8 protein-coding genes are annotated in these 12513 nt (G+C 72.4%); 5 read left to right on the top strand and 3 right to left on the bottom strand.

Annotation, left to right across the window (positions count from 1 at the left end; genetic code table 11):
* Window positions 1-123: 123 nt before the first annotated feature.
* The 4 genes from AC2D9U_RS21695 (at window position 124) to AC2D9U_RS21680 (ending at window position 9061) form a co-directional block, all read left to right on the top strand.
* Entirely contained in the window at window positions 124-5211 is a 5088-nt protein-coding gene (locus AC2D9U_RS21695) for a hypothetical protein (RefSeq protein ID WP_484753006.1), read from the top strand.
* Between the two features lie 45 nt (window positions 5212-5256).
* Window positions 5257-6663 (top strand): M16 family metallopeptidase, encoded by a 1407-nt coding sequence (locus AC2D9U_RS21690; RefSeq protein WP_484753003.1) that lies wholly within the window; start codon window positions 5257-5259, stop codon window positions 6661-6663.
* Window positions 6660-7907 carry a M16 family metallopeptidase gene (locus AC2D9U_RS21685; protein WP_484752999.1) on the top strand — a complete coding sequence of 416 codons (1248 nt, stop codon included), beginning with the start codon at window positions 6660-6662 and terminating at the stop codon, window positions 7905-7907. Before AC2D9U_RS21690 ends, AC2D9U_RS21685 begins: the two co-directional genes overlap by 4 nt.
* A gap of 77 nt (window positions 7908-7984) precedes the next feature.
* Window positions 7985-9061, top strand: a complete 1077-nt coding sequence (locus tag AC2D9U_RS21680) for a BMP family ABC transporter substrate-binding protein (RefSeq protein ID WP_484752995.1) — start codon at window positions 7985-7987, stop codon at window positions 9059-9061.
* 137 nt (window positions 9062-9198) lie between these two features.
* Here AC2D9U_RS21680 and AC2D9U_RS21675 read toward each other — a convergent pair whose 3' ends face one another.
* The 3 genes from AC2D9U_RS21675 to AC2D9U_RS21665 are packed head-to-tail and all read right to left on the bottom strand — an operon-like array spanning window position 9199 to window position 11376.
* Window positions 9199-10146 (bottom strand): SH3 domain-containing protein, encoded by a 948-nt coding sequence (locus tag AC2D9U_RS21675; protein WP_484752992.1) that lies wholly within the window; start codon window positions 10144-10146, stop codon window positions 9199-9201.
* A 25-nt stretch (window positions 10147-10171) separates the two neighbouring features.
* Entirely contained in the window at window positions 10172-10546 is a 375-nt protein-coding gene (locus tag AC2D9U_RS21670) for a DsrE family protein (RefSeq protein ID WP_484752989.1), read from the bottom strand.
* A complete protein-coding gene (locus AC2D9U_RS21665) occupies window positions 10543-11376 on the bottom strand; it encodes a HesA/MoeB/ThiF family protein (protein ID WP_484753126.1) in 834 nt (277 codons plus the stop codon). The genes AC2D9U_RS21670 and AC2D9U_RS21665 overlap by 4 nt, the downstream gene beginning before the upstream one ends.
* A 98-nt stretch (window positions 11377-11474) precedes the next feature.
* Between AC2D9U_RS21665 and AC2D9U_RS21660 the strand changes: the two genes are divergently transcribed.
* A complete protein-coding gene (locus AC2D9U_RS21660; protein ID WP_484752987.1) occupies window positions 11475-12389 on the top strand; it encodes a glycosyltransferase family 9 protein in 915 nt (304 codons plus the stop codon).
* The last annotated feature ends 124 nt before the right edge of the window (window positions 12390-12513 follow it).

Here is a 12513-nt window from a genome sequence, read left to right as displayed (position 1 = left end):
GGGGCGGCGGATTGACGAAATTTCACGCCCTGCGCCAGAGGCTTGAAACAACGTGACATGCACAACGCCGCCCCGCGTGCTTTCCTGCGGCGCGAGAAAGACCAGAAGGGGAAACCCGGATCCATGACCGAGCTCGTCTTCCAGGCCCGCGACATCAACGCGATGGGCCTTGCCGGCCCGGGTGCCGCGACCATCGTCTGGGACGACCTCGTCGCCCGCGTGGATTGGGAGATGCGGCTGACCGAGGACAGCTTCGGCATTTCCATCCCGGTCGTGAGCGCCGGGGCGACGGCCTATGTGAAGGCGGCGCTCGGGGTGGAGGTCTCGCTTGCCTATGACGCCGGCAGCTTCGGCGTGGACTACACCGTCACCGACAATGCCGATGGCTTCACCGAGTGGCGCAGCGAGCAGGCCACCCCCTATGACCCGCCGCCGAGCGACCCGGACCAGACCAACCTCGCGCGCTATCGCAACGCCAACCCCATCCTCGAGCCGGGGCTGACCTTCGTCTCGGGCGACCTGCCCTTCACCGCGCCGAAGGGGCCTTCCACCTTCAGCATCGACTTCGTCTACGGCCTGCAGGCGGGGGTGAAGGACATCGACCTCTCGCTCGACCTCTGGCTCGACGAGATCGACCTGATCACCAACGGCGCGGTGGTGCTGGCGAACATTCCCGAGGGGCGGGAGAACATCTTCTCGCTGACCACGGGCCAGGATTTCACACCTGAGCCCAGCACCTTCCCCATCGAGGTGGTGACGCTGAAGGTGCCCGAGCCGATCACCGATTTCGGCCCCGTCGGCCTGGGCGAAGGCGAGCTGCCGAGCCTGGTGAAGGACGGCGTGGGCGCGGATTTCTTCCACGCCTCCTTCTCCATGGCGAAGTTCCTGGCGAACCTCTTCCCGGCCTTCAAGGTGCTGAAGGGCGAGTACCAGCTCGCCGGGCCGGACACCGTGCTCTACTGGACGCTGCTCGACGTCGAGGCGAATGTGATGGTCCATCTCGTGCAGGAGGTGGAGTTCGACCTGCAGGGCGTGCGCGTGCAGGTGGACACGAACAAGGGCCAGCACCTGGAAGGCCTGCTCGGCGACAGTTTCGAACTGGAAACGCCCGAGGGCCAGGGCCGGATCGAGGCCGATGTGCTCTACACGCCCTACGGCACCTACAGCACGCGCATCGGCGTGGTGGTCTCCGCCAATATCGAGGTCTCGGCCTTCCAGATCGGCCTGCGCAACACGGCCTTCAAGGATTTCGACGTCTCCGTCGGCCCGCTCGTGCATTTCTTCATCCCCGACGAGGATGGCTGGTCGGCCGAGCCGATCTGGCTCTACGAGAACAGCCGCGAGGTGGTGCTGGACGGCGCCGATACCGCCGATGGCGTGATCGGCACGCGCACGCGCTACACCGCCTGGTACGAGAACGATGTCACGGCCTCCGACGGGCCGGACAACAAGCAGCTCACCGACAACCAGGCCTTCTACGACGCGCTGGCCGGCAATGATTCCATCGCCGGCTCCTTCAACCACAACACCATCTACGGCAACCGCGACAACGACACGCTGCATGGCCTGGGCGGCGGGGATTTCCTCGCGGGCGGGCCGGGCAATGACCGGCTGTATGGCGATGCCGGCCCCGGCCTGCCCGCCACCTCGCTCACCGGCGGCAACGCACCGCCCACCATCGAGGGCGACGACATCCTGCTCGGCGGCCCGGGGGATGATTCGCTTTATGGCCAGGGCGGGCGCGACATCCTGACGGGGGGCGATCTCAGTTCCGGCCCCTCGGGCAACGACATGCTCAATGGCGGCGCGGGCAACGACACGCTCTATGGCGGGCCGGCCGATGGCGGGGCGGATACGCTCGATGGCGGCACCGGCTGGGACCGGGTGGTGCTCAACCGCGCCGGGATGACGCAGAGCGTCTACATCGCCACGGGCCTGAACGTGACGCTGCCCGGCGGCACGCGGCTGCTCAACTTCGACGAGCTGCACTTCGCCGCCGGCTTCGGCCGCGACACGCTGATCGGCGGCAATGGCGCCGACAGCCTGCATGGTGGCGCGGGCAATGATTCGATCGTGGGCAACCGCGGCGCGGACACGCTGCAGGGCGGGGCCGGCGACGACACGGTCGTGTGCTTCGAGGATGTGGATGGCAGCAATCCCGACCGGCTCGATGGCGGCACCGGCAACGACCTGCTGCGCTACATCGGCCGCGGCGGCAACGACGACAACGTCATCATCCTCGACGCCGATATCGATTTCGCCTACGGCACGAAGGCGCTGAATTTCGAGCGCATCGACTTCAGCGCCGGCCTCGGCGGCAATGGCCGCGACGTGGTGGTGGGCGGCGATGGCGACGACAGCATCAACGGCATGGGCGGCAACGACCTGATCGGCGGCGGCTATGGCCGCAACGTGCTCTATGGCGGCCTGGGCAACGACGTGATCGCCTCGGTCGGGCAGGATGTCGTGGATGGCGGCGCCGGCGAAGACCTGCTGATCCTGGTCGCGCGGACCGCCGGCCGCATGGGCTTCGGCGCCTCCTCGCAATTCGTCTTCCGCGCCGGCGAATCCCAGGTCCTGTCCAACGGCACGCAGGTGGTGAACATCGAGCGCCTGGACTGGACCGGCAATGGCGCGGCCGATCTGGTGACAGGCGGCGCCAATGCCGATGCGCTGATGGGCAGCGGCGGGGCGGATACGCTGGATGGCGGGGCCGGCGCCGACACGATCGATGCCGGCAGCGGCGACGATGTGGTGATCGCGCGCCGCGGTGAGGGCGCCGATACGCTCGAGGGCGGCGTGGGCGACGACCGGCTCGTGCTCGACCTCGGCGACGCGACGGGGGGCATCTTCCACTTCAACTGGTGGGGGGTGTCCGACATCCGCTACGTCTATGGCGCCGCCGGCCTGACCGCGATCTCGGGCTTCGAGCGCCTGACCATCCGCGCCGGCCTCGGCGATGACCTGATCGATGGCGGCGAGGCCGAGACCGCGCTCATCGTCCCGCGCGGCTCGCCGCGCAGCTTCGGCGACCGGCTCTATGGCGGTGCGGGCAACGACACGCTGAACGGCCTGGGCGGGCGCGACGCGCTCTATGGCGAGGAGGGCAACGACCAGCTCATCTGGTCGCTGGGCGGCGACATCCTCGATGGCGGCACGGGCATGGACCTGCTCTGGCTCGATGCCGGGCTGGGCGCGCCGCTCAGCATCGTCATCGCGCCGCTCGACGCCGATGACGGCGACCCGGTGACGACCGAGAACGAGACGCTGCTCAGCGACGGCACGCGCATCGCGAATGTCGAGCATCTGCGCTACATCGGCACCGGTGCCGCGGCCGGCGTGCGCGTGGTGGCCGGCATCTTCAGCGACACGCTGCAGGGCAGCTTCCATGCCGATACGCTGGAAGGCGGGCGTGGTGGCGATTCCATCGATGGCGGCGCGGGTTTCGACATCATCCTCGGTGGCGAGGGCGCCGATACGCTGCGCGGTGGCGCGGGCGCGGACCGGCTCGAAGGGGGCGCGGATCGCGACCATCTGACGGCGGATGGCGGCTTCATCAGCACGAGCGGCGGCGGCGGCGTGGCGGCCGCCTTCACGGTCTCGACCGTGCTGCCCACGACCCTGCCGGGCGGTGGCGGCATCGATACCCTGCCGGGCCTCGCCATGGATTCGCTCTGGGGCGGGGAGGGCGCGGATACGCTCGTCGCCGATGTCGATGCGCAGGTCGATGGCGGCGAGGGGCTCGACACGCTGGTGGTCACGCGCCTCGGCTCGATGCTCTCCCTGGCGATCGACATCACCGATCCCACGGCGACCACGCCGCTCGGCTTCATCGGCAGCGTGCGGGGCGTGGAGATCCTGCGCTTCCAGGGTGGCGACTCCTCGGACAACATCGCCGTTGCCGGGCTGCGGGCGCATGATCTGCGCGGCAATGGCGGGCTGCTCGACCGCCTGGAGATCGATCTTTCGGCCGAGACGCTGGCCTCCCCGCTCGGGGTGAATGCCGATGGCGTCCTCGCCTTCGGTGCTGGCCGGGCGCAGGGCTTCGAGCAGGTGACGCTGCTGCTGGGCAGCGGGGCGGATCGCTTCCTGCCCGGCCAGGCCTCGGGTGTCACCTGGATCGTGCAGGCGGGCGCGGGGGCGGACACGCTCGCGGGCGGCGGGCGCGGCGACAGCCTCGATGGTGGGGCCGGCAATGACCGGATCGACGGGCATGGCGGCGCCGATACGCTCACCGGCTTCACCGGCCGCGACACGCTGCGCGGCGGCGAGGGCGACGACCTGATCCTTGGCGCCGGGCTGGAAGCGGGCGAGCTCTACGATGCGGGTTCGGGCATCGATACCTTCTCGATGGCCGGCGACGCCGTCGGCACGCTGCTCGACCTCGCGGCCACCCAGGCGACCCGCGCCGGGGCCAGCGCCGTGATCCGCTTCTTCGAGATCCTGGAAGGGGGCGAGGGCGCGGACACGCTGCTCGGCGCCGCGGGGGCGGAGACGCTGCGCGGCGGCGAGGGCAATGACCGGCTCGATGGCCGCGCGGGCGCCGACAGCATGCTGGGTGGCGGCGGCAATGACCGCTACACGGTCGATGACATCGCCGACCGGGTGGTGGAAGGCGCGAACCGCGGCCAGGATCTGGTCCAGGCCTCGGTCAGCCATGTGCTGGCCGCCAATGTCGAGGATCTTGTCCTGGTCGGCACCGCGGCGCGCGGCACGGGCAATGCGCTCGACAATTTCATCACCGGAAATTTGCTGGCCAATCGCCTGGGTGGGCGCGAAGGGGCGGATACGCTGCGCGGTGCCGAGGGCGCGGACACGCTCGAAGGTGGCTCGGGCGGCGACCGGCTGGAAGGCGGGGACGGCGCCGATTCGCTGATCGGCGGCACGGGTGCCGACACGCTGTTCGGCGGCGCGGGCGGGGATACCTTCCGCCTCGACGATTCGCTCAGCGTCGACGTGATCCGCGACTACGCCGAGGGCGATCGCATCCAGGTGGTGCGCGCTGCCATTGATCCGCTCGGCGCCTATGGAGTCACGGCCGGCGCGCTGAGCGAGACGCATTTCGACTATCGCGGGCGCGGCTGGCAGCTCGCCATCGTGGGGCGTGAACTTGTCTTCGATGGCGACGGTCTGGCCGCCAGCGGCGATGAGGTGACGCTCGCGATCCTCATCGGCGCCCGGCCGCTGATCGGCGATTTCACGCTGATTTAGCGGCGTGGCTTTGCGCGGCGGCGGTTCACCCCCATCTTGGCGGGCATGACAGCCCTGACCCGCCGCGCCGCCCTGCAGGCCGCCGCCGCTGCCGCCGCCATCGGCGCGGTGCCGCCCGCCCTCTCCCAGCCCGCCACCGATGCGGCCGCCGAGCGCCCGCTCTTCGGCGCCAGCCTGCGCACCCTGCCCAACGGCCTGCGCGTCGCGCATGTCGAGCAGCGGCGCGCGCCCGTGGTGGCGCACTACGCCTATGTCGCGGCCGGGGGCGGCGAGGATCCGCCCGGCCTGTCGGGCATCGCCCACTACCTGGAACACATGCTGTTCAAGGGCAGCGCGCGCGTGGCCTCGGGCGAGTTCTCGCGCCGCGTGGCGCGCGAGGGCGGCGTGGACAACGCCTTCACCTCCCGCGACGTCACCGGCTATTTCCAGCATGTCGAGGCAAGCCGCCTCGCGCTGGTGGCGATGATGGAGGCCGATCGCTTCGCCTCCGCCCTTATCCCCGCCGCCGAGATGGAAAGCGAGCGTCGTGTGGTGCTCGAGGAACGCGCCCAGCGCACCGGCTCCAGCCCGCGCGCCCTGTTCTTCGAGAGCTTCGACGCCGCCATGTGGGGCGCGCAGCATTGGCGCGGCCGGCCGATCATCGGCTGGGAGGAGGAGATCAAGGCGATCTCCCATGCCGATCTCCTGGCCTTCTTCCGCGCCCGCTACGCCCCCGGCAACGCCGTGCTGGTCGTGGCCGGCGCCGTCTCGGGCGAGGAACTCGCGGCGCAGGCGCTGGCGGAGTGGGCCGCCGTGCCCGCCGGCCCTGCCGTGCCGCGCGACCGCGCCGCCCCGCCCGCCGCCCCGCCCACGCCGCGCTTCGTGCGCAACGACTCGCGCCTGCGGGGCGAGGCCACCTTCCTGCGCTCCTGGCAGGCGCCTTCCATGACCGCGGGCGAGACCCGGCACAGCGAGCCGCTGGAGGTGCTGCGCCACGTGCTGGGCGGCGGCCAGGGCTCGCGCCTGCACGCCGCGCTGGTCGAGACCGGCCTCGCCGTCTCGGCGGGGGCGAGCTACGACGGCGATGTCGCGGGCCACACGGATTTCGACCTCTTCGTGACCCCGCGGCGCGAGACCCCGCCCGCGCGGATCGAGGAAGTGGCCATGGCCACGGTGAAGCGCCTGCTCGATGAGGGCGGGCCGACCGAGGCCGAGGTCGCGCGCTCCATCCGCCAGATGTCGGCCGGCGCGCTGATGGCGCTGGATGGGTTGGGCGCGGCGCCCCGCATGCTGGGCAATGCGCTGTCCATCGGCCTGCCGATCGAGACGGTGGAGTTCTGGCCGCGCCGGCTGCGCGCCGTCACGCGCGCCCAGGTGGCCGAGGCCGCGGCCGAGGTGCTCGGCAAGGGCGTGTCGGGCAGCGGCTGGCTGCTGCCCGAGGGCACCCCCGCCCCGGCCGAGGTGCGGGCATGAGCTTCTCCCTCGCCATCACGGAAGTCGCCGCCGGGCCCTACACGGCCTGGCTGGCGGAGGATCACTCCGTCCCGGTCGTCTCCATCGCCTGGGCCTGGCCCGGCGGGGCGGCACTGGATGCGCCGGAACATGGCGGCGCGCTCGCCATGCTCGCCGCGCTGCTGACCGAGGGCGCGGGTGATCTCGACGCGCTGGGCTTTGCCGATGCGTTGCGCGATTCCGCCATCGGCCTGTCCTTCGACGCGCAGCGCGACGGCTTCGAGGGCTCGCTGCGCGCGCTGACCTCCGCGCTGCCCGAGGCGGTGCGCCTCGCCAACCTCGCCATGCGTGCGCCGAGGCTGGAGGAAAGCGCCATCGGCCGCGTGCGCGCCCGCGCCGTGGCCGGCGCGCGCTCGGCGCTGGAGACGCCGCGCGGGCAGGTGGGGCGCGCCTTCTGGGCCGCCGCCTTCCCCGACCACCCTGCAGGCCGGCCGAGCGGCGGCACGGTCGAGACGCTCTCCACCCTGCCCACCAGCGCGCTGCGGGCCGCCCATGCCCGGCAGATCCGCGCGGAGGGGCTGCTGGTGGCGGTCAGCGGCGCCATCACCCCGGCCGAGCTGCGGGCGCTGCTGCCGAGCCTCTTCGCCGGGCTGCCGGCGGGCGTGCCGGACTCCGCACCGCCGCTGCCCGCCTTCCAGGCCTTCGGCACCAAGGTGCTGCAGGTGCAGGGTCCGCAATCGGCCATCGTCTTCGGCCAGGCCGGCCTGCCCGTGACCGACCCGGATTGGGAGGCCGCGCAGGTGGTGCTGCGCATCCTGGGCGGGGGCGGATTCTCCTCCCGCCTCATGGAATCGGTGCGCGTGCAGCGCGGGCTCACCTATGGCATCGGCGTCGGGCTCGACCAGCTCTTCGGCCAGGGCGTGATCATCGGCTCCTCCTCCACCGACAACGCGAAGGTGGCGGAAGCGCTGGCCGTGACGCGCGCCGAATGGGCACGCATGGCGGCCGAGGGCCCGACCCAGGCGGAGCTTGATGACGCGGTGGCCTTCCTCACCGGCAACCTGCCGCTGCAATTCACCGACAGCCGCCGCATCGCGGGCACGCTGCTCGCGCTCCGCCGCAACAACCGGCCGCGCGACTGGCTCGACCGGCGCAGTGCGCGGCTCGCTTCGCTCACGCGCGCGGGCACGGCGGCGCTGGCGGCGCGGCTGCTGGATGCGAACAGGCTCGCGGTGGCCATCGCGGGGCAGCCGGAAGGCGTCTGACGCCGCCTTCAATATTGCATGCACATGGCGGTTTCCTGTAGTGGCGCCCATCATCGCCCTGCCGGAGATCGCCCCGCATGACCCTCGCCCGCCGCACGCTGCTCGGCACCACCGCCGGCCTCGCCGCCACCGCTGCCCTGGGGCGTGGGGCGGAGGCCCAGAACCGCCTGAATGTCGGCTTCATCCTGATCGGCCCGGTGGGCGATTTCGGCTGGTCGCACATGCACGACCAGGGCCGCCGGCGCATGCTCGAGGTGATGGGTGACCGCGTCACGGCCACGCTGGTGGAATCGGTCGCGCCGCCGGATTTCGACCGCGTGGCGACGCAGCTGGTGCGCACCGGCTCGCGCCTGATCTTCACCACCAGCTTCTCCTACTTCCAGCCGACGCTGCGCATCGCGCCGCAGCACCCGAACGTGATGTTCGAGAACGCGACGGGCACCTCCACCCTGCCGAATCTCAGCCTCTACAACGCCCGCTTCTATGAGGGCCGCTACGTCCAGGGCGTGATCGCCGCGCGCAAGTCGCGCAGCAAGACGATCGGCTATGTCGCCACCTTCCCGGTGCCGGAGGTGATCCACGCCATCAACACGGTGATGCGTGGCGCCTGGTCGGTCGATCCTTCGATGAAGGTGCGCGTGGTCTGGGTGAATGCCTGGTCCAATCCGGGGCGCGAGGCCGATGCGGCGCGCGCGCTGATCGACCAGGGCTGCGACGTGCTGTGCAGCCACACCGACGGCCCGGCGCCGCTGCAACTCGCCGAGCAGCGCAACATCTTCGGCTTCGGCCAGTCGAGCGACATGACCCGCTTCGCGCCGCGTGCGCACCTGACCTCCAACGTCAACAACTGGGGCGACTACTACGCCTCCCGCGCCCGCGCGGTGCTGGACGGCACCTGGCGCCCCGGCGATGTGTGGGAGGGGCTGAATTCCGGCATGTTCCGCCTGGCCCCCTTCACCAACATGACGCCCGAGGAGGTCTCGGAGGCCACGCGCATCCGCGATGCGCTGGCCGCCGGCACGCTGCACCCCTTCGATGGCCCGATCGTGCGCCAGGACGGCACCACGGTCATCGCCGCCGGCCAGCGGCTCACGGACGACCAGATCCGCGCCCAGAACTACTTCTACCAGGGCATTGATGTGGCCATGCCTTGAGCCCTCAGGCGCCGGGCGCGCGCTCCGCGCGCTTGGCTCCGCGCCGACGCGCTGTTGCGCCGGGCCAAGCATCCGGTCTGCGCGCGGGGCCACTTTGTGGCCCGAAAAGCAAGCAAGCGTAGGGGCTCGTCTGTCCCCTACTTGATCTCCTCCTCCGCGCCGATGCCCCAGAGCTCGGCGCGGCGCAGGAAGCCGCGATGGCCGCCGACCTGGAGCTCGCACCAGGCGCTGGCGGCCTCGCATTCGCGCACGCGGGCGATGACGCCAGTGCGCAGCTTCGCCACCGTCACTGCATTCTCCTCCGGCCGCCGCCGCAGCGTCGCTTCCGGCGCGCCGCCGGCGGGGCGCACCAGCACCGTGCGCCGGCCCGCCAGTGTCGAGGAATGCACCCAGCCCTCCGCCCCGTCCGGGTCGCGGATGCGCCGCCAGAGCTGGAACTCGCCCACGATCATCACCGGCAGGTCGCGGCGCTGGAAGGTCCATTCGATGGGGAAGGTCGTGTTCGGCCCGACCCGCATGTTCACCTCATCCGAGCGCAGCGCGGCGAAGCGCGGCAAGGCGAGGCCGGTCACCTGCCCGGTCGGCGGGATGGGCGGCGGCGCGGGCGGCTGGGCGGGTTCGGGCGTGCGGCTGGCGGCCGCGGCCCCGGCCGCCGCACCCGCCGCCCCGGCCGCGGCACCGGCCGCGGTGGCGGCGGGGCGGCGATTCGTCTGGGGCGGGGTGCGGCCGACGGTGGGCGGCGGCTGCTGCGTGGCCGGGCGTGGCGGCGTGGCAGTCGCCGGGCGCGGGGCGGTCTGCGGCGCGTTGGCGGCCGGCGGGCGCGGCGGTTGGGCCGGCGCCGTGCTGGGCGGGCGCGGCGGCGTGGCGGTTGGCCTGGCAGCCGGCGTGGTGGCGGGCGTGGCCGCCGGCGCGGGGGTCGCGGCCGGGGCGGCGGGCTGGATCGGGCGGGGCGGCGGCAGGCTGCCGGGCGTGGCCGGCGCGGGGGTCTGCGCCCGCAGGGGCGTCGGCCCGCCGAGCAGGGACGGCAGCAGCAGCAGCGTCAGCAGGGGCAGGCGGAACAGGCGCATCCCCGATCCCTTCACCATCCCGGGCGCTGCGGTCAAGCGCGCATCACAGGGCCAGCATCTGGCCGCTGCCGACGGCGTTGAGGAAGCTGACGATCCCCGCCACCTCCACCCCCGCGATCAGCGACTCGGGCGCGAGATCCTCGGCGCGCAGCCCGGCCTCGCAGGCGATCAGCGTCACGCCGAGTTCCTGCGCCGCCGCCAGCAGCGCCGCGATCCCGGCGACGCCGCGCGTCGCCAGCAGTGCCTCCCGCGGATCCTGCGCCAGCGGCGTGCCGGCCAGGAACAGGCGGCAGCCGCCATTGGTGGCGAAGAGCGTCACCGCCCGGCCGATCGCCGCCGCGCCGGTGGCCACGACCAGCGCGTAATGCGCGGAGTCGTGATCGCCCTGGCGGAGCAGGATGCCGAGCGTCTGGCTCACCGCGCGCAGGCCGGCCCGGCCACCTCGCCATGCGCCGAGAGGTCGTGGATCGTCGCGTGATCCCCGCAGAGCGCGCAGGCGGGGTCGCGCTTCAGCTTCACGCTGCGGAAGCGCATGTCCAGCGCATCCCACAGCAGCAGCCGGCCGGACATGCCCTCGCCGATGCCCAGGATCAGCTTCAGCACCTCGGTGGCCTGCAGCGTGCCCATCACGCCGGTGACGGCACCCAGCACCCCGGCCTCCCCGCAGCTGGGCACCAGCCCCTCGGGCGGCTGCTCGGGGTGCAGGCAGCGATGGCAGGGGTGGGGCGCCCCCTCATGCGCGCGGAACACCGAGAGCTGGCCCTCGAAACGCAGCACGGCGGCGCTGACCAGCGGCTTGCCGAGCAGATGGCAGGCATCGCCGAGCAGGAAGCGCGTGGCGAAATTGTCGGTGCCGTCGCAGACGATGTCGTAGGCCGGGATCAGCTCCAGCGCGGCGGCGGCGTCCATGCGCCGTTCATGCACCTCGACCCGCACGGCCGGGTTCAGCGCGCCCAGCGTCTGCGCCGCGCTCACCGCCTTGTTCAGGCCGAGGCGCGCGGTGCTGTGCGCGACCTGGCGCTGCAGGTTCGACAGTTCCAGCCGGTCATGGTCGATCAGCCCGAGCGTGCCGACCCCGGCGGCGGCCAGATAGAGCGCGAGCGGCGAACCGAGCCCGCCGGCGCCCACCACCAGCACGCGGGCGGCGCGCAGCTTCGCCTGGCCGATCGCGCCCACTTCCTCGAGCAGGATGTGGCGCGAATAGCGGTGCAGCTCGGCATCGGTGAAGTCGAGGTCCATGCCGCCCATATGGGTGCGCCGTGGCGGATAGGGCAAGCCGCCCCCAAGGGAGGCGGTGGGAGAGGCAGGGTGGGGCGGCGCGCGCACCCGTGCTATGCGCGATCCAGATGCAAATCCTGTTCGTCACGGCGACCCGGATCGGGGATGCGGTGTTGTCCACCAGCCTGATCGACCATCTGGCCCGCGCCCATCCCGGCGCACGCTTCACCGTGGCCTGCGGCCCGGCGGCGGCGGGCGTCTTCGCCCGGATGCCGGGGCTCGAGCGGCTGATCGTGGTGGCGAAGCGGCGCTGGTCGCTGCATTGGCTCTCGCTCTGGGCGCAGGTGGTGGGGCGGCGGTGGGATCTGGTGGTGGATCTGCGCGCCTCGGCCCTGGCCTGGACGCTCTGGGCCGGCCAGCGCGCCATCGGCAAGGGCGGGCGCCGGTCCGGACATCGGCTGAGCCATATCGGCGCGGTGCTGGGCCTCGATCCCGCGCCGCTGCCCGTGGTCTGGACCGCGCCCGAGGATGAAGCGCGCGCAGCGGCGCTGCTTCCCGGCGGGCCCTGGCTGGTGCTGGGGCCGAGTGCCAATTGGGCGCGCAAGGTCTGGCCGGCCGCGCGCTTCGTCGCCACCGCACGGGCGCTGACCGCGCCGGGCGGGGCGCTCGCCGGGGCGCGCATCGCCGTGCTCGCCGGCCCCGGTGCGGAGGAAGCCGCCATGGCCCGCCCGGTGCTGGAGGGCCTGCCCGGATCGGTCGATCTGGTGGGCGTGCTCAGCCTGCCCGAGGTCGCGGCGGTGCTGCGGCGGGCCGCGCTCTATCTGGGCAATGATAGCGGGCTGATGCACCTGGCCGCGGCGGCCGGTGCGCCCACGCTCGGCCTTTTCGCGCAGAGCAACGCCGCCGAATACGGCCCCTGCGGCCCGCGCGCCGTGGCGGTGCAGGCCGATGGCGCGCCCTTCACGGTGGAGATGGACGCCATCCCCGTGGAACGCGTCCTGGCCGCCGCCGAGGCGTTGCTCGCGAGGGCGACCGCATCATGATCCTCGCCGCCCAAACGGGCCGCGAAGGCGGCCCCGCGCACAGTGCAACCGCCTGCTCCGGTGCCCCAGCGCGTCGGCGCGAAGGCAAGCGGCCGGATGGCCGCGCCCGCCGTCTGAGGGCCAA

The sequence above is a fragment of the Roseomonas sp. TF40 genome (genome assembly GCF_057219975.1).
Note: the sequence above shows the minus strand (reverse complement) of the source record. Positions and strands in the feature narration are given on the sequence as shown.